This window comes from Tistrella mobilis, from assembly GCF_039634785.1.
GTDB lineage: Bacteria > Pseudomonadota > Alphaproteobacteria > Tistrellales > Tistrellaceae > Tistrella > Tistrella mobilis.
This window is the reverse complement of sequence record NZ_JBBIAB010000005.1, coordinates 219,618-240,096: the sequence shown is the minus strand read 5'-3', so window position 1 is coordinate 240,096 and position 20,479 is coordinate 219,618. Positions and strand designations below refer to the sequence as shown.

At 66.7% G+C, this 20,479-nt stretch carries 20 protein-coding genes and 1 pseudogene; 14 read left to right on the top strand and 7 right to left on the bottom strand.

The window, feature by feature from the left end; genetic code table 11:
- Positions 1–7 precede the first annotated feature (7 nt).
- From WI697_RS09240 to WI697_RS09230, 3 genes and pseudogenes are all read right to left on the bottom strand, one after another.
- A pseudogene (locus WI697_RS09240) lies at positions 8–1,003 on the bottom strand (pyruvate dehydrogenase complex E1 component subunit beta); the annotation flags it as partial.
- An 87-nt stretch (positions 1,004–1,090) separates the two neighbouring features.
- Positions 1,091–2,113: a pyruvate dehydrogenase (acetyl-transferring) E1 component subunit alpha gene (gene pdhA / locus WI697_RS09235; protein ID WP_014745234.1), complete on the bottom strand. Its 1,023-nt coding sequence runs from the start codon at positions 2,111–2,113 to the stop codon at positions 1,091–1,093.
- Positions 2,114–2,267: 154 nt separating this feature from the next.
- Positions 2,268–3,161 (bottom strand): LysR family transcriptional regulator, encoded by an 894-nt coding sequence (locus WI697_RS09230; protein ID WP_345958243.1) that lies wholly within the window; start codon positions 3,159–3,161, stop codon positions 2,268–2,270.
- Between the two features lie 134 nt (positions 3,162–3,295).
- Between WI697_RS09230 and WI697_RS09225 the strand changes: the two genes are divergently transcribed.
- Positions 3,296–4,099 (top strand): enoyl-CoA hydratase/isomerase family protein, encoded by an 804-nt coding sequence (locus WI697_RS09225; RefSeq protein ID WP_345958242.1) that lies wholly within the window; start codon positions 3,296–3,298, stop codon positions 4,097–4,099.
- Positions 4,099–4,569, top strand: a complete 471-nt coding sequence (locus WI697_RS09220) for a helix-turn-helix domain-containing protein (RefSeq protein ID WP_345958241.1) — start codon at positions 4,099–4,101, stop codon at positions 4,567–4,569. Before WI697_RS09225 ends, WI697_RS09220 begins: the two co-directional genes overlap by 1 nt.
- Here the strand turns inward: WI697_RS09220 and WI697_RS09215 are convergent.
- On the bottom strand, positions 4,473–5,453 hold the full coding sequence (locus WI697_RS09215; RefSeq protein WP_345958240.1) for a hypothetical protein: 981 nt from the start codon (positions 5,451–5,453) through the stop codon (positions 4,473–4,475). The genes WI697_RS09220 and WI697_RS09215 overlap by 97 nt on opposite strands.
- Positions 5,454–5,556: 103 nt before the next feature.
- Entirely contained in the window at positions 5,557–5,943 is a 387-nt protein-coding gene (locus WI697_RS09210) for an FtsB family cell division protein (protein WP_345958239.1), read from the bottom strand.
- Positions 5,944–6,325: 382 nt separating this feature from the next.
- Between WI697_RS09210 and urtA the strand changes: the two genes are divergently transcribed.
- From urtA to ureG, 12 genes are all read left to right on the top strand, one after another.
- Positions 6,326–7,597, top strand: coding sequence for an urea ABC transporter substrate-binding protein (urtA, locus tag WI697_RS09205; RefSeq protein WP_014745239.1), 1,272 nt, complete (start codon positions 6,326–6,328; stop codon positions 7,595–7,597).
- A 272-nt stretch (positions 7,598–7,869) separates the two neighbouring features.
- Positions 7,870–9,609, top strand: coding sequence for an urea ABC transporter permease subunit UrtB (gene urtB / locus WI697_RS09200; RefSeq protein WP_345958238.1), 1,740 nt, complete (start codon positions 7,870–7,872; stop codon positions 9,607–9,609).
- 121 nt (positions 9,610–9,730) lie between these two features.
- A complete protein-coding gene (gene urtC / locus WI697_RS09195; RefSeq protein ID WP_062765374.1) occupies positions 9,731–10,816 on the top strand; it encodes an urea ABC transporter permease subunit UrtC in 1,086 nt (361 codons plus the stop codon).
- Positions 10,813–11,616: an urea ABC transporter ATP-binding protein UrtD gene (gene urtD, locus WI697_RS09190; RefSeq protein ID WP_156503207.1), complete on the top strand. Its 804-nt coding sequence runs from the start codon at positions 10,813–10,815 to the stop codon at positions 11,614–11,616. Before urtC ends, urtD begins: the two co-directional genes overlap by 4 nt.
- A 15-nt stretch (positions 11,617–11,631) precedes the next feature.
- On the top strand, positions 11,632–12,327 hold the full coding sequence (gene urtE, locus WI697_RS09185; protein WP_062764944.1) for an urea ABC transporter ATP-binding subunit UrtE: 696 nt from the start codon (positions 11,632–11,634) through the stop codon (positions 12,325–12,327).
- 18 nt (positions 12,328–12,345) lie between these two features.
- Entirely contained in the window at positions 12,346–13,302 is a 957-nt protein-coding gene (locus WI697_RS09180) for an urease accessory protein UreD (protein ID WP_345958237.1), read from the top strand.
- 70 nt (positions 13,303–13,372) lie between these two features.
- The gene (locus tag WI697_RS09175) at positions 13,373–13,675 is read left to right on the top strand and encodes an urease subunit gamma (protein WP_014745245.1); all 303 of its coding nucleotides are present in this window, start codon (positions 13,373–13,375) and stop codon (positions 13,673–13,675) included.
- A 73-nt stretch (positions 13,676–13,748) separates the two neighbouring features.
- Complete coding sequence (locus tag WI697_RS09170) at positions 13,749–14,084, top strand: urease subunit beta (RefSeq protein WP_062765377.1); 336 nt, start codon at positions 13,749–13,751, stop codon at positions 14,082–14,084.
- A gap of 4 nt (positions 14,085–14,088) precedes the next feature.
- Positions 14,089–15,798, top strand: a complete 1,710-nt coding sequence (locus WI697_RS09165; RefSeq protein ID WP_345958236.1) for an urease subunit alpha — start codon at positions 14,089–14,091, stop codon at positions 15,796–15,798.
- Positions 15,799–15,909: 111 nt separating this feature from the next.
- Positions 15,910–16,755 carry an urease accessory protein UreE gene (locus WI697_RS09160; RefSeq protein WP_296709800.1) on the top strand — a complete coding sequence of 282 codons (846 nt, stop codon included), beginning with the start codon at positions 15,910–15,912 and terminating at the stop codon, positions 16,753–16,755.
- Between the two features lie 7 nt (positions 16,756–16,762).
- Complete coding sequence (locus WI697_RS09155) at positions 16,763–17,518, top strand: urease accessory protein UreF (RefSeq protein WP_082828619.1); 756 nt, start codon at positions 16,763–16,765, stop codon at positions 17,516–17,518.
- A complete protein-coding gene (gene ureG, locus WI697_RS09150; RefSeq protein ID WP_345958235.1) occupies positions 17,515–18,231 on the top strand; it encodes an urease accessory protein UreG in 717 nt (238 codons plus the stop codon). The genes WI697_RS09155 and ureG overlap by 4 nt, the downstream gene beginning before the upstream one ends.
- A 6-nt stretch (positions 18,232–18,237) precedes the next feature.
- Here ureG and WI697_RS09145 read toward each other — a convergent pair whose 3' ends face one another.
- Together WI697_RS09145 and WI697_RS09140 are read right to left on the bottom strand one after the other, a co-directional pair.
- On the bottom strand, positions 18,238–19,620 hold the full coding sequence (locus WI697_RS09145; RefSeq protein ID WP_345958234.1) for a hypothetical protein: 1,383 nt from the start codon (positions 19,618–19,620) through the stop codon (positions 18,238–18,240).
- A gap of 50 nt (positions 19,621–19,670) precedes the next feature.
- The gene (locus WI697_RS09140) at positions 19,671–20,465 is read right to left on the bottom strand and encodes a WecB/TagA/CpsF family glycosyltransferase (RefSeq protein ID WP_345958233.1); all 795 of its coding nucleotides are present in this window, start codon (positions 20,463–20,465) and stop codon (positions 19,671–19,673) included.
- Positions 20,466–20,479 lie beyond the last annotated feature (14 nt).

Here is a 20,479-nt window from a genome sequence, read left to right as displayed (position 1 = left end):
TGCCGGCTCAGAATTCGTAGCCGACGGCGCGCTTGGCGGCCTCGACGATGTCGTCGGGCTGCGGCAGGGCCAGCTTCTCGAGATTGGCGGCATAGGGCAGCGGCACATCCTTGCCGCAGACCCGGATCACCGGCGCATCCAGATGATCGAAGGCGTGCTCCATCATCAGCGCGGCCTGCTCGGCGCCCATGCCGGCAGTCGGCCAGCCTTCCTCGACCGTCACCAGGCGATTGGTCTTCTTCACCGAAGCCACGATGGTGTCGACGTCGAGCGGGCGGATGGTGCGCAGGTCGATGACCTCGGCCTCGATCCCCTCTCCCGCCAGCTTGTCCGCGGCTTCCAGCGCCTTGCCGACATTGATCGACCAGGCGGTGATGGTCACGTCCCGCCCCTCGCGCACGGTCGCGGCCTTGCCGATCTCGACCACGTGGTCGTCGTCGTCCGGCACCTCGAAGCTCTGACCGTAGAGGATCTCGTTCTCAAGGAAGATGACCGGGTTCGGATTGCGGATGGCGGCCTTCAGCAGGCCCTTGGCATCCGCCGCCGACCAGGGCGCAATGACGATCAGCCCGGGGACATGGGCATACCAGCTGGCATAGTCCTGGCTGTGCTGGGCCGCCACGCGCGCCGCCGCACCGTTGGGGCCGCGGAAGACGATCGGGCAGCGCATCTGGCCGCCGGACATGTAATTGGTCTTGGCGGCGGAGTTGATGATCTGATCGATCGCCTGCATGGCGAAATTGAAGGTCATGAATTCGACGATCGGCTTCAGGCCGCGCATGGCGGCGCCGACGGCAAGGCCGGTAAAGCCGTGTTCGGTGATCGGGGTGTCGACCACCCGCTTTGCCCCGAATTCGTCGAGCAGACCCTGGGTGACCTTGTAGGCGCCCTGGTATTCGGCGACCTCTTCGCCCATCACGAAGACGTCGCCGTCCCGGCGCATCTCTTCGGCCATGGCGTCGCGCAGCGCCTCGCGTACCGTGATCTTCGGCATGTATGGACCCGTTTCTCTCTGAAATCCGTCACCGGAGCGGCGCCGACGCGCCCTGCCCCGGTCTCCTGTGAAAACCTTGAGCCGGCAGAGCCTCGATCAGCTCTCGACCAGCACGTCCGTCCACAGCTCCGACGGATCGGGCTCGGGGTTCTCCTGGGCGAAATCGGCGGCGTCGACGACGATGTCCTTGATCTCCCGGTCGATGCCCTTGAGCTTCGCCTCGTCCCACTCGCCGCTGTCGATCAGCAGCTTCTTGACCAGCTCGATCGGGTCGCGCTCGGCCTTCATGCGGTTCAGTTCGTCCTTGGACCGGTACTTGGCCGGGTCGGACATCGAATGGCCGCGGAAGCGATAGGTCTTCATCTCCAGCAGGATCGGGCCCTTGCCGCTGCGGGCATGCTCGACGGCGAATTCGGCAGCACCGCGCACGGTCCGCACGTCCATGCCATCGACCGCAAAACCCGGAATGCCGAAGCTCTCGCCGCGGCGGTAAAGTTCGGTCACGGCGCTGGCGCGCGCCACCGAGGTGCCCATGCCGTAGAGATTGTTCTCGATGACATAGACCACCGGCAGGTGCCAGAGGCTGGCCATGTTGAAGCTCTCGTACACCTGGCCCTGATTGACCGCGCCGTCGCCCAGATAGGTGACGGCGACCTTGCCGTCTTCCTTGTACTTGTGGGCGAAGCCGAGGCCGGTGCCGATCGGCACCTGGGCCGCCACGATGCCATGGCCGCCGAAAAAGCCCTTCTCGACCGAGAACATATGCATCGAGCCGCCCTTGCCGCGCGAATATCCGTCGCGGCGGCCGGTGAGTTCGGCCATCACGCCGCGGGCTTCCATGCCGCAGGCGAGCATATGGCCGTGGTCGCGGTAGCTGGTGACGACGCTGTCGCCGTCGACCAGGCTGCCCTGCATGCCGATCACGACGGCTTCCTGGCCGATATAGAGGTGGCAGAAGCCGCCGATCAGGCCCATGCCGTACATCTGGCCGGCCTTCTCCTCGAAGCGCCGGATCAGGAGCATCTCTCGGTAGTAGTGGACCAGCTGTTCGATGGTGCTGTTCTCGGGTGCGAGCGCGTTGCTCTGCGAGCCCGAGGGCTTACGGCGCGAAGTCGCCATGCGGTCCTCCCCGGATGTGACGCGCGGGAGCCGCACGAGCCGGCTCCGGAGCGCCTAGGTGGAGTTGAACCTAAGCCCCACATCCGCCGCTGGCAAGCGAAACACGGGCCGCAAATCCTTGTGCTGCGGCGCAATAGAGATGATTAACTTGTTTTTAGTTAATTGACACATTCGCGTCTGGAATGACCATCTGCGCGGCTTCGGCATCTCGCAGCGCAGCAACCAGAGCGCCCAACAAGCGTTCATCAAGACCGACCGACAGCTGCAAGCCCAGACGACGGGTGAGCCCCAGATCTTCAATCGCAACGAAACCAAGGCCTTCCGGTACCAGCGTCCGCGGAGCGATCGTCACGCCCAACCCGGCCCGCACTGCAGCAAAGGCTCGTGCGTCCTGATCCGTGGCAAACGACGGGCGAAGCCGGATCCCACGCGAATCGAGCAGTCCCTGCGCATCCCTGCCCCGCTCGCAATGCATACGCAAAACGAAAGCCTCCCCGTCCAGATCGGCCACCCGCACCGAGCCGCGCCGGGCGAAATCATGGCCGGGCGGGCACACCACCGCCAGTGGATCGTCCCGCACCGGCACCCACCAGCCATCGGCCGCACGATCCGAGATGGTCAAGGCTGCATCCATCCGTCCCAGCCCCACCGCCTCGGCAAGCCGTGGTTCCCGCGCTTCACGGATGGTCAGCTCCACCGCCGGCAGATGCCGGCGCAAGGCCTCCGCCAGCCCCAGAACCAGCCCCATCGGCACGGTCGGCAGCACGCCCAGCGTCAACACGCTCTGCTCCAGCCCGCGTCGCACCTCCTGACGCGCAAGATCAGCGTCGCGCACGATGCCCAGGGCACGCCGATGGAACCGGCGCCCCAGAGCCGTCAGCCGCACCGCGCCGCGTTGCCGCTCCAGCAGTGGCGTACCGAGTTCATCTTCCAGCGCCGCCAACCCGGCCGAGAGCGCCGGTTGAGACACGTTCAGAGAGCGTGCGCCGCCGGTGATGCTGCCCGCCGCCACCACCGCAATCAGATAGCGCAATTGCCTGAGGGTCACGGCGGTTCCTCCATCCAATTTTCAGATCGATAAGATCCAGATAATCCATTTTCCTTAAGTTTAGGCTGCTTTCTATGATGGCGCCAGAGAACGCCCTGGTAAGAGGCGCCATCACCGTTCAGGAGATCCCGGCAATGCGCGAAGATCTGGTGCTGTACATGGTTGAGGAGGGCATCGCCCGGATCACCATGAACCGGCCCGAAGCGCTGAACGCGCTCGACGATCGGCTCAATGATGCCCTGGCCGTCGCCTGGGACCGCTTCGCGGCAGATGATGCGGCGGATGTCGCCGTGCTCTCGGGTGAAGGTCGGGCCTTCTGTACCGGTGCTGATCTGAAGAGCTTCATTCCGCGCTGGCAGGGTGCCGACATGATGGCACCGCGCCGCAATATGCCAACCGGCATCGGCGGCGGGCTCACCCGCGGCCGCCACCGCCTGGTCAAACCGGTGGTGGCGGCCCTGCACGGCCATGTCATCGGTGGCGGGTTTGAACTTGCTCTTGCCTGCGACATCCGCATTGCCGCAGAGGATGCCAGCTTCGGCGTCTTCGAGCTGCGCTATGGACTGCACCAGGGCGATGGCGGGCTCGTGCGACTTTCGGCCATCGCCGGCATCGGCACGGCGCTCGATCTCACCCTGACCGGCCGGCCGGTCGACGCGGCCGAAGCCCTGCGTCTGCACCTGGTCTCCCGGGTGGTGCCGCGCGCTGACCTCATGACCGTAGCGCTGGAGACGGCCGCACGCATCCGGGCCAATGGCCGCACCGCCGTCCGCTCGGCCAAGGAGACCGTGCTGGAACTGATCGGCCGCCCCCTCGACGATGCCCTCAGATTGGAAACCCTCTACGGCTATTCGAGCCTTGGCGATTTTGGCGAGGCCGGGCCCAGGCTCGCCCGCTTTCTCGACAAGACCTCTTCCCGGCAGGATGGAGAGCGCTGATGGCAGGCAGGCTCGTCAGTCAGGCCGACGTGATACTCGGCCAGAAGATCAAGCGACTGCGCCGGCTGCGCGGCTTCAGTCAGAGCGACGTCGCCAATGTTCTGGAGATCACCTTTCAGCAGGTCCAGAAATACGAGCGCGGCGTCAATCGTGTGCCAGCCGCAGCGATTCCGGCGCTTGCACGGTTGCTGAACACCACCGCAAGCCATCTTCTCGACATCGAGTCCCCCCGACAGGCCGCCGCCACGGATGATCGCGAAGTGATGGCCCTGCAGGCAGCGCTTTCCACGCTGCCCGAAAGCTCGCCAGCCCGCGCGCAATATCTGAAGGCAGTCGCCGCACTGGCCGCCGCCATTCGCGCAGGGAGCGATAATCAGCTGGCGGCGAACATTGCCGACAACACCGGCCGGGTCTCCGCGTCGGGCGTCGGCACCACCTCATCGGTGATCCCCCAGTCTGCAAGGTCATAAACCGCCCCATGGACCGTGCCCCGACCGGTGGCAAAGGTCATCTTGCGGCTCAGCACGTCGTTCCGCCACTGGGCGGCGGCGTGGTTGGCGATGACCTGCGCAAAGGCTGCCCGGCAGCCGGCATTGTCGAGCCCGGCCGTATCGACCGCCAGCAGATCGGCCGAAACCGCACTGCTCACACCGGTCTGCACCGCCACATCGAACCAGAAGGCGATGTCGAGCAGAGAGACCTGCCGCCCCGGCATATAGCGGTTGAGATAGCCGACCGCCCGACCGAACCAGGTCGCGAAGGCATGGTCCATCTGAACCGATTTGGCCGCCCCCTGATTGCCAAGCGCGGAGAAATGGGCCGCCCATGGATCAATCAATTGGGTGTTGTTGGCCCCTGTCGAAATCGTCTTCGCCCAGTCGACCGCAGCCTGGCCGCGGAGCGGCAGGGCCTGCATCATCTGATCGTATTCAGCCCCGAAGATGCCGGCAATCAGCCCGGGGGCCCTGGTCTCGATATCCGAGAACAGCTGCTGCAGCGCCCCTGAGGACAGGGTGAAGCCCAGAATGCCCCAGGTAAGCCCGCCCGAATCGAAGGCCCCCACCGCACCGGTAAAATAGGTGCCCTCGAAGGCGACGGTTGGATTCAACACCCGGTCGAAGGCGGTGAGTGGCCCCAGCGTCGAGAGGGACTGCCACTCATCCTCGAGAAAGGTGGCGGAGGCGGGAAAACCGTTTCCCGTCTGCCAGTCATTCATGGCCCGGGCGCTCGCTGGGCCGAACCGGCCGTCGACAACCAGGCGCGCCCCTTTCCGGTTCAACAGGGTCTGAACCGCATCCGCCAGCGGGCCCGAAATCATGGCCCGGCCCTGGGTGGCGGTGGAGAAGTAAATCATCACGGCAGCCGCTCCACGCCTGTGAACCCCTGATGGAAAGCCTACCGCAAAACGCAGAGGTCTCCAATCACCGGGTCGTCACATGATGGCATTGACCCGGGGATCAGCGGGGCGTCTCGGGCAGAACGTCCAGAACGCTGGGGGCCCCAGACTCCGCGGCGCCCGGAGCCGGCCGTTCACTCGACGCCTCGGGCGTGACGGGTGCGGCTGCGTCGTAGAATTCAACGCGATCCCGCGCATCGGTGTAACCGAGCACCCGGCGGACCTGCTCGTCCAGCATATCGGGATCCAGGCTCTCTGCGCGCATGAGGGCCACCTGCTTCTCCAGCCGCTGCCGTTCCGCCCGGGCGTCGTCGAGCTGATGGTCAAGTGCCGCCAGCTGCTGGCGCATCTGCAGCCAGGCCACGACCCCGCGGTCACCCTGAACCGCGTGGAACGCAAAATAGCTGACCAGGCACCCCCAGAAAATCTGGGGCGCGATCTGGCGCAAGCGGCGCGTTATATCCCTTTGCATCGACATGGGGTGCATGGAATCACGCAGTTGTCACGGCGTCAATCAGCCTTCGCGGCGCAGGCCGGCCCGTCCGATATTTGTCATGGCGCCTGTGGCGCGGTCGCCGCGCCGGCTCATTCCATGGGCCGTCACAAATATGGCTAAATTTTAACCATGCCATGTCATCTGACGGTTTTTTAAGCGAGCCCGACACCGTTCGGACACCTGCGCGCCTGTCGCCTTCTACGTAATCTTCCCCGGAGAGAACCGCGGAGACCTGCGGACTGCAGCCCGGCGTCTTCCTACCCAAGCATGTTTGGTCCGCTTCTTGCTGCTCTGGCTCATGGATCGGAACAACGCGCCCTACCGGAGGCCGTCAATGAAACTCATCGTCCGCACCATCGCCAGCGGCGCCATTCTCGCCGCAGCCGCCGTCAGCGCCGCCACTGCCGCAGAACCCATCAAGGTGGGCGTTCTGCACTCGCTGTCCGGCACCATGGCGATCAGCGAGACCACCCTTAAGGACACCGTGCTGATGCTGGTGGACGAGGTGAACAAGAGCGGCGGCCTGCTCGGCCGTCCGCTTGAAGCGGTCGTCGTCGATCCGGCGTCGAACTGGCCGCTGTTCGCCGAAAAGGCCCGCGAACTGATCGAGAAGGACAAGGTCGACGTCGTCTTCGGCTGCTGGACCTCGGTCTCGCGCAAATCCGTGCTGCCGGTATTCGAAGAGCTGGACGGGCTTCTGTTCTACCCCGTGCAGTACGAGGGTGAGGAAAGCTCGCGTAACGTCTTCTACACCGGTGCCGCCCCCAACCAGCAGGCCATCCCGGCCGTCGAATACCTGATGAGCGAGGATGGTGGAGCGGCCAAACGCTGGGTTCTGCTCGGCACCGACTATGTCTATCCGCGCACGACCAACAAGATCCTGCGGGCTTTCCTGCACTCCAAGGGTGTCTCGGATGACGACATCATGGAGAGCTATACGCCCTTCGGCCACAGCGACTGGCAGACCATCGTCTCTGACGTGAAGAAGTTCGCCAGCGCCGGCAAGAAGACCGCCGTGGTCTCCACCATCAACGGCGATGCCAACGTGCCGTTCTACAAAGAACTGGCCAACCAGGGCATCGATGCCGCCGACATTCCGGTCGTCGCCTTCTCGGTGGGCGAGGAAGAACTGGCCGGCCTCGACACCGGTCCGCTGGTCGGCCATCTGGCCGCCTGGAACTACTTCATGTCGGTCGACACGCCCGAGAACGCCGATTTCATCAAGAAGTGGCACGCCTTCATCAAGGACGACAAGCGCGTCGTCAACGACCCGATGGAAGCGACCTATATCGGCTTCAAGATGTGGAGCCAGGCGGTGCTGCAGGCCGGTACCACCGACGTCGATGCCGTGCGCCAGGCCATGTACGGCCAGAAAGTGCCGTCGCTGACCGGCACCACCGCGGTCATGAACGTCAACCACCACCTCTCGAAGCCGGTGCTGATCGGCGAGATCCAGGGGGATGGCCAGTTCTCGACCGTGTGGAAGACCGATGGTCCGATCGTCGGCGATGCCTGGTCCGACTACATCCCGGAAAGCGCCAAACTGACCGCCGACTGGACCTATCCCTGGGTCTGCGGCAACTGCGAGACGCCGAAGTACAAGTGATGCGCTGACATCACGGCGGCTGCGCCGGGCCGGGCCAACCCCGGCTTGGCCTGGCGCAGCAGCATCTTCACGGAAAGTCTTCACCGATCGGACGGCGGCCCGTGCCGCCCGATCGCGGAGGACGGGGCTTCGGCTGTCTGCCTGTGGCCGCGGTACGCTCTCCCGCCGCCCAAGGCATCACGACTGCCGAAGCCCCACCCTGCCCTTGCCGCCCCGGATCGGCCGGTCAGCTTTACCGGCGGCTCCGCACGCGGTCGCAGAAGACGAGCCCGATGCCCGGACAAGCGATTTCTCCCCGCCGGCCTGCCGGCGGCCCCGCCACGCTGCTGCGCGCCCTCGCGCTGGCCGCGGTGCTGCTGATCCTGCCGTTCGCCACCGGCCCATCCACCTTTTCTCCCGCAGGCGTGGCCGTCGCCCAGACGACCGATGCCGCACCGACCGCGGAAGAGGATGCACAGCTGCGCGCCGCACTCGCCACCGAAGGCAGTGGCTTCGACGGCGCGCTGGCACTGATTCGCGCCCTGGCCGCCACGGGCGATGCCCGTGCCGCCCGGGCGATCGATGCCCTCCAGTCCGGTAATCTCGGCCGCCTGAACGATGGCGGTCTGGTGATCCTGGAAGGCCGCGGCAACGATGCCGACATGCGTGATCCGGTGACCGGCGAGGATCTCGGCAAGGCCGAACGCGGCCAGGTCGAGCGCATCCGCGTCAACAACCGGGTGCGGGTCGAGGCCCGCGCCGCGATGGGCCTGATCGATCTCAGGGCAAAACGGCCGGAACGGCGCATTGCTGCGGCCGACGGCCTGATCAAGTCGCCGGATGCGGCGGCACTGCCACTGCTCACCCAGGTGATCGAGACCGAGACCGACAGCCGCGCCCGCGACGCACTGACCAAGGCGCTGGCCGCCGTGCAGGCATTCTATGCCGAGAACCCGGAGGAACGCCTCCAGGCGATCGAAACCCTGGGCGACTATGCCGACCCGCAGGTCCGCAGCCTGCTCGGCCGGATCGCAGACGGTACACCGGAAGGGCTGTCCCCGGATGCCGCCCAGGCGGTGAAGGGTGCGGCGATCGATGCGCTGGCCGCCGTCGAAGCCAAGCTCGAAATGTGGGCGCTCGTCGGCAATGTCTATCAGGGGTTGAGCCTCGGATCGGTTCTCGTCCTTGCCGCCGTCGGTCTTGCCATCACCTTCGGCGTGATGGGCGTGATCAACATGGCCCATGGCGAGATGGTGATGCTCGGCGCCTATACGACCTATCTGGTCCAGCAGGGCATCGCGGCCGCGGCGCCGGCCCTGATGCCGGTATCGCTGTTGATCGCTCTGCCCGCAGCCTTTCTGGTCTCGGGGGCCGCTGGTTTCGCGATCGAGCGCAGCGTGATCCGCTGGCTCTATGGCCGGCCGCTCGAAACCCTGCTCGCGACCTGGGGGCTCAGCCTGATCATTCAGCAGGCCGTGCGCTCCATCTTCGGGCCGACCAATCGCGAAGTCTCCAGCCCCGACTGGATGAGCGGCGCCTTCGAGATCGCCGGCGGCATCACGCTGACCTATAACCGGCTCTGGATCCTGGCCTTCTCCCTGGTCGTGGTCGGCGGCGTGGCACTGCTTCTGCGCAAGACGCCCCTCGGCCTGCATGTCCGCGCCGTCACGCAGAACCGGGCCATGGCATCGTCCATGGGCATCCGGACCGGCCGGATCGACGCCCTCACCTTCGCCCTCGGCTCAGGGATCGCCGGCATTGCCGGTGTGGCGCTCAGCCAGATCGACAATGTCAGCCCCAATCTCGGCCAGGGCTACATCATCGACAGCTTCATGGTGGTGGTGTTCGGCGGTGTCGGCACGCTCTGGGGCACGCTGATCGGCGGTTTCGCCCTGGGTGTGGTGAACAAGCTGCTGGAACCCTTCGCCGGAGCCGTGCTCGCCAAGATCCTGGTGCTGATCGCCATCATCCTGTTCATCCAGAAGCGGCCGCGCGGACTGTTCGCGCTCAAGGGCCGCGCGGTGGAGGCCTGATCCCATGGCATCGACCACCGAACCCGCCGCCGCTCCCCGCCAGGCCCCGCGCGGCCTGGCACGCGGCCCGCGCCGGCCGATCCTCCTGGCCCTGCTCGGCGATCGTGGCGGGCTGATCTTCATGGGGCTGATCGCGGCCTCCGCCGTGCTGATGCCGATCTCGGCGCTGGTGCTGCCGGCAGAGCATCCGCTGGCGATCCCGTCTTACATGGTGTCGCTCTTCGGCAAGTATCTCTGCTATGCGCTGCTTGCCCTCGCCCTCGATCTGGTCTGGGGCTATTGCGGCATCCTCAGCCTGGGCCACGGCGCCTTCTTCGCCCTGGGCGGCTATGCCATGGGCATGCATCTGATGCGCGAGATCGGCCCGCGCGGCGTCTATGGCAACCCGGTTCTGCCCGACTTCATGGTCTTCCTGAACTGGCAGGAGCTGCCCTGGTACTGGCATGGCTTCGACATGGCCTGGTTTGCCATTCTGATGGCACTGGTCGTGCCCGGCCTGCTCGCCTTCGTGCTCGGCTGGCTGTGCTTCCGGTCGCGGGTGACCGGCGTCTATCTGTCGATCATCACCCAGGCCATGACCTACGCCCTGCTGCTCGCCTTCTTCCGCAACGACATGGGGTTCGGCGGCAATAACGGTCTCACGGACTTCAAGGACCTGTTCGGCTACAGCCTGCAGGCACCCGAAATGCGGGTGGCGCTTTATTCCGCCACCGCCATCGCCCTGGTCGGCGCCTATGCGCTCTCGCGCATCGTGGTGACCTCGAAGCTCGGCAAGGTGCTGGTCTCGATCCGCGACGCCGAAAGCCGGGTGCGCTTCCTGGGCTATCGGGTGGAGCACTACAAGCTCTTCGTCTTCGTGCTCTCGGCCATGCTGGCCGGCATTGCCGGTGCGCTCTATGTGCCGCAGGTCGGCATCATCAATCCGGGCGAGTTCGCTCCCGCCAACTCGATCGAAGCCGTGATCTGGGTGGCGGTCGGCGGCCGCGGCACGCTTTGGGGCGCCGCCCTCGGCGGCATCGCGGTCAACTGGGCCAAAACCTGGTTCACCGGCGCCCTGCCTGAATTCTGGCTCTTCGCCCTGGGGGCGCTGTTCATCGCGGTGACGCTGTTCCTGCCCAAGGGGCTGGTCGGCCGGCTGCCGGCCTTCCCCACCTTCGGCCGCCGCCGCGAGGCCGTTCCCCCCGCCGCCACGGAGGACCGCGGATGACCGTGCATACCGCCGACCTGCTGGCAGATACCGGCACCGCGCCCGACGGTGCCCGCAGCCCCCGGGGCAGTGCCCTCTATCTCGACGGCGTGACCGTCAGCTTCGACGGCTTCCGGGCCCTGAACGAGCTGTCGCTGGTGGTCGATCACGGCGAGCTTCGCGCCGTGATCGGCCCCAACGGCGCCGGCAAGACCACGATGATGGACGTGATGACCGGCAAGACCCGGCCGGACAAGGGCAAGGTCCTTCTCGACGGCTCGATCGATCTCACGAAGCTCGACGAGGCGCGCATCGCCACCCTCGGCATCGGCCGCAAATTCCAGAAGCCCAGCGTCTTCGAGACCCATACCGTGGTCGACAATCTGGAACTTGCGCTTGCCGGCGATCGCAGCCCCTTCGCGGCTCTCAAATTCCGGCGCACCGCCGACAAGGCCGCGCGGATCGAGGCGGTTCTCGAAGACATCGCCCTCGCCCACCGCGCCCATGAACCCGCCGGCCGTCTCAGCCACGGCCAGAAGCAGTGGCTGGAAATCGGCATGCTGCTGATGCAGCAGCCGCGGGTGCTGCTGGTCGACGAACCGGCAGCCGGTATGACCGATGCCGAAACCTCGCAGACCGCCGTGCTGCTGAAGCGCCTGGCGCAGTCTCATGCGGTTATCGTGGTCGAGCACGATATGGGCTTCGTGCGCGATCTGGACTGCAAGGTGACCGTGCTGCACGAAGGCTCGGTGCTCGCCGAAGGCTCTCTCGACCATGTCCAGGCAGACCAGCGGGTCGTGGACGTCTATCTCGGCCGCTGACGGAGGCTTGCCCCCATGCTCGACGTTCATGCGCTGGACGTGCATTACGGTTCGGCCCAGGCGCTCAAGGGCGTCTCGATCGAGGCCCGCGCCGGCGAGGTCACCTGCGTGCTCGGCCGCAACGGTGTCGGCAAGACCACGCTGATGCGCGCGATCACCGGCCATCTGAAGCCCTCGGGCGGCAGCATCAGGCTGGATGGCGCCGATCTTGCCGGCCGCGCGCCCTATGACCGGGCCCGGTCCGGCATCGGCTTCGTGCCCCAGGGCCGCGAGGTGTTTCCGCTGCTGACGGTGGAAGAGAACCTGCGCACCGGCCTCGCCGCCCGGCCGCGCAAGCTGGAGCGGAAAATTCCGGACGACATCTTCGCGCTCTTCCCCGTGCTCAAATCCATGCTCGGCCGCCGGGGTGGCGACCTGTCCGGCGGCCAGCAGCAGCAGCTCGCCATCGGCAGGGCGCTCGTTACCGCCCCCAAGCTGCTGGTCCTGGACGAGCCGACCGAGGGCATCCAGCCCTCGATCATCAAGGATATCGGCCGGGTGATCCGGCTGCTTGCCCGGGAACGGGGGCTTGCGGTGGTCCTTGTTGAGCAGTATTTCGATTTTGCCCAGGAGCTTGCGGATCGTTTCATCGTGCTGGATCGCGGTGAGGTGATCGCCGCCGGAGACGGGGCAGCCCTCGACGACGACATCCGTCGCCACCTCACCGTCTGATACCGGTAGCCCCCGAAGGTGCAGATTCCCAAAGACGATGCGGCCCGTGCCCGGCGTGCCGCCCTTGATCACGGCCGTCTGACCCTGGTGATGGGCCCCGCCCCCACTGCCAGGCGCGGTCTGCGCGACCTTGTCCAGCAGGTGCCCTATCGGGCGCTCTTCCCCCATGCAGAACCCGGCGAGCCGCCGATGGTGGTGGTCACCAGCACCTCGGGCGGTATCGTGGGCGGCGACCGGCTGGGGCTGGACGTGACGGTCGAGGACGGGGCCCGGCTGCTGCTGATGCCGCAGGCGGCAGAGCGGGTCTATCGCACCACCGGCCCGGTTTCGACCGTCGACAATCTGTTCCGGGTGGGCAGCGGCGCCCGCTTCGAGTGGCTGCCCCAGGAAACGATCATCTACGATCAGGCGCGTTTCGAGCGACGCACCCGGCTGGTGCTTGCCGATCAGACCTCCCGCGCCCTCATCGGCGAGATGCTCGTGCTCGGGCGGACTGCCCATGGCGAGAGCGTCCTCAGAGCACGATTGCGCGATGCCTGGGCAATCGAGCGTGCAGGGAGGCTTGTGCTCGCCGATGCCTTCGACCTGGCGGAAGAGGATTTCGCCGCCGCCATCGCCAGCCCCTCCGCACTGGGCGGCATGACCGCAATCGCAGGATTCTGCGGAATCGGCAGCCCGGGAGAGGCCGCAGGCCAGGCGCTCCGCGACCGGTTGCGGCAGGAACTGGAAGCCGCCGAGGGGCCGGAGCCGGCTTTCGGCACGAAACATGCATCAAATGTGACAGGGTCCGCTGCGGATCCGGATGCCCTCACCCGTCCCATCGTCGGGGTCGGTCTCGTCGACGGGTGTCTGGTGGTGCGGATGGCGGGGAGCGATGCCGCCCGTCTGAAGCGGGTTTTCGACCGGCTGTGGGTGGTGGCGCGGTCGGAACTTCTTCATCATCCACCGCGTTTGCCGCGCATCCGTCGCGGCTGAACTGAAATCCGCCCGCCAGAGGCGACAGGTTGAACAACGATACAGGGAACGGCCAGGGAGCGTCCGCCGCATGCATCTGAGCCCTCGGGAGACGGAAAAACTGCTGATCGCCATGGCGGCCGAAGTGGCGCGAAAGCGCCGTGCCCGCGGCGTGAAGCTCAACTATCCGGAAGCGATTGCCCTGATCACCGATGTCGTGGTCGAAGGCGCCCGCGACGGCCGCAGCGTCGCCGATCTGATGGCGGCGGGCGGCCGGGTGCTCACCCGCGACGAGGTGATGCCGGGCATCCCCGAGATGATCGAACAGATCCAGGTCGAAGCGACCTTCCCCGACGGGACCAAACTGGTCACCGTCCACAACCCGATCCGCTGAGGGGGCCAGGATGACCGACACCACCCCGCCCCGCGCTGCCGCGGATACGCCGTTCTCTCCCGACGCCGAAGGCCTGGCGCCGGGCGCGATCATCCCCGCCGCCGGGGTGATCACCCTGAATGCCGGCCGCCCGACCATAGAGATCGAGGTCGCGAACACCGGCGACCGGCCGGTCCAGGTCGGCTCGCACTATCATTTCTACGAGACCAATACCGGCCTCGCATTCGACCGTGCCGCTGCCTGGGGCATGCGGCTCGACATCCCCGCCGGCTCGGCCGTCCGGTTCGAACCCGGCCAGACCCGCAGCGTGCGCCTGGTCGCGTATCAGGGCGACCGGGTGGTGCATGGCTTCGACGGCAAGGTGTCGGGCGCACTCGGCGCCGCGGCGCCCAAGGGCGGGGAGGGTTGAACCCATGGCATACGAGATCGATCGCGTTTCCTATGCCGCCACCTACGGACCGACCGTTGGCGACCGGGTGCGTCTGGCCGACACCGAACTGGTGATCGAGGTCGAGGAAGACCGCACCATCTATGGCGAGGAGGTCAAGTTCGGCGGCGGCAAGGTGATCCGGGACGGCATGGGTCAGTCACAGCGCACCCGCGCCGATGGTGCTGCCGACACCGTCATCACCAACGCCCTCATTCTGGACCATACCGGCATCATCAAGGCGGATGTCGCGCTGCGCAGCGGCCGCATCGCCGCGATCGGCAAGGCCGGCAACCCCGACATCCAGCCCGGCGTCGACATCGTCATCGGCCCCGGCACCGAGATCATCGCCGGCGAGGGACGGATCCTGACCGCCGGCGGCATCGATGCCCATATCCATTTCATCGCCCCCCAGCAGGCGATCGATGCCATCGCGAGCGGCGTGACCACCATGATCGGCGGCGGCACGGGGCCTGCGGAAGGCACCTTCGCGACCACCGTCACCCCCGGCCCCTGGCACATGATGCGCATGATCCAGGCGGCGGCCGACCTGCCGGTCAATGTCGGCTTTCTGGGCAAGGGCAATGCCAGCCGGCCCGAAAGCCTGATGGAGCAGATCGAAGGCGGCGCCTGCGGCCTGAAGCTTCACGAGGACTGGGGCACCACGCCCAAGGCCATCGACACCTGCCTGACCGTTGCCGACCTGATAGACGTGCAGGTGGCCATCCACACCGACACGCTCAACGAGAGCGGCTTCGTGGAACGGACCATTGCCGCCTTCGCCGGCCGCACCATCCATGCCTATCACACCGAAGGCGCCGGCGGCGGCCACGCGCCCGACATCATGAAGGTGGCGGGGCTCGCCAATGTGCTGCCCTCTTCCACCAATCCCACCCGCCCCTATACGGTGAACACCATCGACGAGCATCTCGACATGCTGATGGTGTGCCACCACCTCGACCCGTCGATTCCGGAAGACGTCGCTTTCGCCGAAAGCCGCATCCGGCGCGAGACCATCGCGGCGGAAGACATCCTCAATGATCTGGGGGCCATCTCGATGATCTCGTCCGACAGCCAGGCCATGGGCCGGGTGGGCGAAGTGATCATCCGGACCTGGCAGACCGCCGACAAGATGCGCCGGCAGCGCGGCCGCCTGCCGGGTGAGACCGGCGACAACGACAATCTGCGTGCCCGTCGCTATGTCGCCAAATATACGATCAATCCCGCCCGTGCACACGGGATCGATGCCGAAGTGGGCTCGGTCGAGGTCGGCAAGCTGGCGGATCTGGTGCTCTGGAAGCCGATGTTCTTCGGCGTGAAGCCGGACATCGTGCTCAAATCCGGCAGCATCGCCTATGCGGCGATGGGGGATCCCAATGCCTCCATCCCGACGCCGCAGCCGGTGATCTACCGGCCGATGTTCGGGGCGATGGGGGCCGCGCGGACGGCATCCTGCCTCACCTTCGTCTCTGGGGCCGCCCTCGCCTCCGGCCGTCTTGAGGCGATGGCGGGCGGCCGGCGGCTTGCAGCCGTGCGTGGAACCCGAACGGTCACCAAGGCGCAGATGGCGCTCAACGACGCCTGCCCGGTGATCGAGATCGACCCCGAAACCTATGAAGTCCGCGCCGATGGCGAGGTGCTGACCTGCGAGCCGGCCGAGGTTCTGCCGCTCGCCCAGCGCTACTTCCTCTTCTGACACAGCTTTTCCAGGGAGGCACACCGAAAGATCACCGATCAACCCCCCCGTCCCGATGCACGATCCGCATGCGACAGCCGCATCGCGTCGCCACGCAGGAGACCGGTTCCCATGAAGATGACCCAGCTTTCCGCCACGGCCGCCGCCGTCGAGAAAATCACGCCCCTGGTTCCCGAAGCCCCTCAGTCGGTCATGCCCAGGGCCGTGCAGGTGGTGACCGCTGCTTTGCCGGTTCTGGGCCCGGATGCCGCCTGGGGCACGATCACCCTGCCGCATGCCGACCGCCATCGCCGGCGGATCCGGCTTGCCACCGATGACGGCCGGTCCTTCCTGCTGGATCTGCGCGAGGCGGTCAGGCTGGCCGATGGTGACCGGCTGATGCTGGACCAGGGTGGCCATGTGGTGGTCCGGGCGGCGCCCGAAGCGGTGATCGAAGCCGAAACCGCGGATCGGCGGGATCTCGTCCGCATCGCCTGGCATCTGGGCAACCGGCATGTGCCGCTGGCCGTTACCACCCATATTGTCACGCCGCGGCTGCGCATTTCCCGCGATCTGGTTGCCCGCGACCTGCTCGGCCGGCTGGGGGCGCATCTGACGGAGACCGTCGCCCCCTTCGATCCGGAACCGATCCTGGGGGCCGCCGGCATCGCGGCGGGGGACGAGCACGGTCATAGCCATGGGCATCACGATCACGGGCATCACGATCACGGCCATGCCATGAAGGCGAGCGCCGCGGTCGATCTGGTCGGCGGCACCGGTGCCGACACCGCCCGTGCGGCCTGGCAGATCGGCAACCGGCATCGGCCGGTGCAGGTGGTGGACGGCTGGCGGATCCGGGCCTCGGATGAACCGCTGGTCCGCCGGATCGCCGCCGCGCTGGGGCTGCGTGTTCTGCCGGCGGCAGATGCCTTCGAGCCTGAACCCGGTGCCTATGCCGATCACGGCCATCACCACTGATCCCGCCATGACCGCCGAAGGACAGGCCCTGCTCTACGGATGGACCGACGGACCCGCAGCTTGTGCGGTCTCGACCGATGCGCAGGGCCTCCACCAGCTGCTCGCCTGGACCAGCCCCAGCTTCCCCATCGGTGCCTTCAGCTACAGTCACGGGCTGGAACAGGCGGTCGAAGACGGCACGGTCGGCACGGCAGAAACGCTCGCCGCCTGGATCGACGGCGTCCTGCGCTTCGGGGCCGGGCGGACGGATGCCGGTTTCGCCGTGCGCGCCGCCCGCCAGGCCCGTGCCGGCGATATGGCCGGCCTTGTGGAAACCGCCATCGTCTCATCCGCCCTGGTCCCCGCCGGCGAACGCGCCTTGGAGGCACGCCAGCAGGGGCGGTCGTTCCTCGATGCGGTTGCGCGCGGCTGGGCGCTCGGCAAAGCCGCGGACCTGGCGGCGCAGCTCGACGCGGTGGAGGTTCCCGTCACCCTGCCGGTTGCCGCAGGCGCCTGTGGCGGATGGGCCGGCCTGCCCGAAGACATGCTGATCGAAGCCCTTGTCCACGCCTTTGCCGCCAATCTCGTCTCAGCGGGCGTCCGGCTGGTGCCGCTGGGGCAGACCGATGGCCAGCGGGTGCTGGCGGCGCTGGGGCCTGTGATCGGTGCCGTGGCCACCGCCGCCCGCGCCAGGCCGGAGGCCGCTCCCGGCGGGGCTGCCATTCTTGCCGACATTGCCGCCCTTCGACACGAAACCCTCTATTCCAGGCTGTTCCGCTCATGACCACACTCTCCCCCGCGCCCATCCCGCTCACCCCTGAGCGCAGTTCCAGGCCCTTGCGCATCGGTGTCGGCGGCCCCGTCGGCTCGGGCAAGACCGCCCTTCTCGAAGTGCTCTGCCGCAGGCTGCGCGACAGCTATCGCATCGCGGCGATCACCAACGACATCTACACCCAGGAAGACGCGCAGATCCTGACGCGGGCCGGTGCGCTGGCATCAGAGCGGATCATGGGAGTGGAGACCGGCGGCTGCCCGCATACTGCGATCCGCGAGGATGCGTCGATCAATCTCGCCGCCGTGGCGGAGATGAGCACCCGCTTCCCCGATCTGGAGCTCATCTTCGTCGAAAGCGGCGGCGACAATCTGTCGGCGACCTTCTCGCCCGAGCTTGCCGATATCACGGTCTATGTGATCGATGTGGCGGCGGGCGAGAAGATCCCGCGCAAGGGCGGCCCCGGCATCACCCGATCGGATCTGCTGGTGATCAACAAGGTCGATCTGGCCCCCCTGGTCGGCGCCGATCTCGGGATCATGGAGCGGGATGCCACCCGCATGCGCGGCCGCCGCCCCTTCCTGTTCACCAATATGAAGAGTGGCGCCGGCGTCGACGCCCTGATCGCCCGACTGCTGGACCTGGGCGGGCTGGATGATCGTCTGGGCGTGTCGTCTGCGGCACCGCTGGATGTCGCCGCGGCCAGAGCCGAGGCCGCCGCCTGATACGGATCAGAGCCGGACGACGCCACCACGGCCGGGCACCGGGACATGCTCGTCCGGCTGGTGCGTCGTGCGCGGCCCCATTGCAGCCTGGGTCGACCAGAACCCCCGCAGATAGACGAGAAGAGCCGTCACCGTCGCGAGTTCCCCCGGCGTGAAGACGGCCGAATAGACGGCGCTCGCCGCCAGCAGGAACAGCACATAATCGCCGAGAGCCGCTGCCATGGCTTCGGCACGCGGGTCGGCGAGCTGCCGCTCGGGCGCCCGCGCCCGCCGGCCATAGGCGTCGCGCAACCCCGCGACATAAAGACCGAAGATCAGCAGCGCCCCGACCACGCCATATTCAAAGACGATGCCGACCCAGCCGATATCCGCCAGATAGAAGTGATTGGTGCCGAAGAGGTCGAAAAGGGTCACCGCGCTGAAGCGGGTGATCGACCCCACGCCGAAGAGCCAGCGCCAGACATCCGCCAGCATGTAGTCGAATGCCAGGGACAGCGACCGGGCCCGGATCGAGAGCGAGTTGCCGAGGCTCTTCTCCACGGCCTCGACCGCCGGGATCAGAACCGTGATCGCCAAGACCAGCACACCGATCCCGAGCCCCAGCGTCACCAGCGATCGGGGCAGCTTGGGCAGATTGCGGTAGAGCACCCAGGCGCTGATCAGCAGCAGAGCCAGAATGCTGATCCGCTGCTTGAAGATGAGCACCATCGTCATCAGCCCGGCCAGATACAGCGCCACATAGAGCAGCCGCGGAGAGACGCTCATCCGTCGGACGAGATAAAGCAGCGAGAGCACGCCGAAGACCATCGGCATGTAGATGCGGTAGCCGCGCTCCAGTTCGTACATGAACAGCTTGCTCTGTGTGGCATCCACCGCATAGTGCGTGCGGGGCACGATCAACCAGAGCAGCCACATCAGCAGGAAGGTCGCCACACCGAAAGACAGAAGGATCCGGCGCAGCAGATCCGGCGACGGACGCAGCAGTGCCAGCGTCGAGAGCACGCTGAAATAATAGGTGATCGGCCAGACTTTGATCGTCGTGCCGAACGCGTCGATAAAGGCATTGCCCAGCCAGAGCATCGACAGGGCCGGGGTGATCCCGATGACATAGCCGAGCACGATGGCATAGAGCGGATGATGACGTCCGCTCAGCCGGAAGGCGCCGTGGAGTGCCAGTGGCAGGGTCAGAAACGGCCAGGCCTTGGAGAGATAATAGAACGGCCCCGCGTCGATGATGTAGTGGAAGACCTGCCCGAACATCGGCAATGCGGCGACGAGCAGCAGGATCTCGAGCCGCCCGGTCGACCGGTCCGCCCCCCCGGAGGTCGCAAGGACCCTCTCTGCCAGATCGGCGGAGATAGCCGCATCGACAGCGGGGCCGGGTGCCACGACCCGGCCGCGACGGCGCGACAGAACCGCTTTCTTTCCGCCGCCGGTTCTCACGACGGTCGCTGCAGAATGCCGCGGCCACCAAATCGCGCGCGGATGATGATGCCGAGGATGGGCAGGCTCTCGTGAAACACCCGGCGGAAATGGCCTACCGGCGACAGCATCAGCCGCCAGCCGCCTTCAAGGCCGAGCTTGCGGACGATGGCCGGCGCACGGCGAACCAGCCCGGTGACGAAGAGGAGAGAGGATCCGATGCACAACCCGGTTCCGGTCGCCCCGCCCGCATCCGCGATCTGCCGTGCAAGCAGCTCGGATTGCGGTGACCCGACGGCAATGAAGACATAGCGCGCCGGCCGGGACCGGACCGCCGTCACCGCAGCCTCCACCGCCGCCGGATCGCGGATGAACCCCATCGGCGGCACATGCTGATGAAGGTTGGTCAGACCGAACTGGCTGCGCAACGCCGTCATGAGCCGATCGTCGCCACCCACCACCATGATGGCATCATCCGGACGGACATGATGGTTAAACAGGCGGCTGGTCACATCCGCTCCCGAGGCGTGGGGCAGTGCCTGTCCCAGCACCAGGCGCGAAAAGCGGCGGACCACATTGCCATCGGACAACACCAGCCAGGCGCCCTCATAGGCGTGCTGGAACGCCGGCGCACCACGCGCCAGCCGGACCATGTGCTGGGCGTTCGGCGTGACCACATAGGCGAAACCGGCAGCAGGATCCCGCGCGGCGATCACGGCTGCGGCCGGGTCGCAGTCTAGATCGCTGATCTCCAGTCCGAGAAAGTCGATCCGCGGCACCGCGGCCGGCGTGGAGGCGGTCTCGGCGGTCATCCGGTCGTGCCTCC

What these genes read in the sequence shown, in the direction of transcription:
- pdhA (WP_014745234.1), bottom strand. Translation starts at nt 2,113, where the DNA reads ATGGCGACTTCGCGCCGTAAGCCCTCGGGCTCGCAGAGCAACGCGCTC.
- WI697_RS09225 (WP_345958242.1), top strand. Translation starts at nt 3,296, where the DNA reads ATGCGCGAAGATCTGGTGCTGTACATGGTTGAGGAGGGCATCGCCCGG.
- WI697_RS09220 (WP_345958241.1), top strand. Translation starts at nt 4,099, where the DNA reads ATGGCAGGCAGGCTCGTCAGTCAGGCCGACGTGATACTCGGCCAGAAG.
- WI697_RS09215 (WP_345958240.1), bottom strand. Translation starts at nt 5,453, where the DNA reads ATGATTTACTTCTCCACCGCCACCCAGGGCCGGGCCATGATTTCGGGC.
- urtA (WP_014745239.1), top strand. Translation starts at nt 6,326, where the DNA reads ATGAAACTCATCGTCCGCACCATCGCCAGCGGCGCCATTCTCGCCGCA.
- urtB (WP_345958238.1), top strand. Translation starts at nt 7,870, where the DNA reads ATGCCCGGACAAGCGATTTCTCCCCGCCGGCCTGCCGGCGGCCCCGCC.
- urtC (WP_062765374.1), top strand. Translation starts at nt 9,731, where the DNA reads ATGGGGCTGATCGCGGCCTCCGCCGTGCTGATGCCGATCTCGGCGCTG.
- urtD (WP_156503207.1), top strand. Translation starts at nt 10,813, where the DNA reads ATGACCGTGCATACCGCCGACCTGCTGGCAGATACCGGCACCGCGCCC.
- urtE (WP_062764944.1), top strand. Translation starts at nt 11,632, where the DNA reads ATGCTCGACGTTCATGCGCTGGACGTGCATTACGGTTCGGCCCAGGCG.
- WI697_RS09175 (WP_014745245.1), top strand. Translation starts at nt 13,373, where the DNA reads ATGCATCTGAGCCCTCGGGAGACGGAAAAACTGCTGATCGCCATGGCG.
- WI697_RS09165 (WP_345958236.1), top strand. Translation starts at nt 14,089, where the DNA reads ATGGCATACGAGATCGATCGCGTTTCCTATGCCGCCACCTACGGACCG.
- WI697_RS09160 (WP_296709800.1), top strand. Translation starts at nt 15,910, where the DNA reads ATGAAGATGACCCAGCTTTCCGCCACGGCCGCCGCCGTCGAGAAAATC.
- WI697_RS09155 (WP_082828619.1), top strand. Translation starts at nt 16,763, where the DNA reads ATGACCGCCGAAGGACAGGCCCTGCTCTACGGATGGACCGACGGACCC.
- ureG (WP_345958235.1), top strand. Translation starts at nt 17,515, where the DNA reads ATGACCACACTCTCCCCCGCGCCCATCCCGCTCACCCCTGAGCGCAGT.
- WI697_RS09140 (WP_345958233.1), bottom strand. Translation starts at nt 20,465, where the DNA reads ATGACCGCCGAGACCGCCTCCACGCCGGCCGCGGTGCCGCGGATCGAC.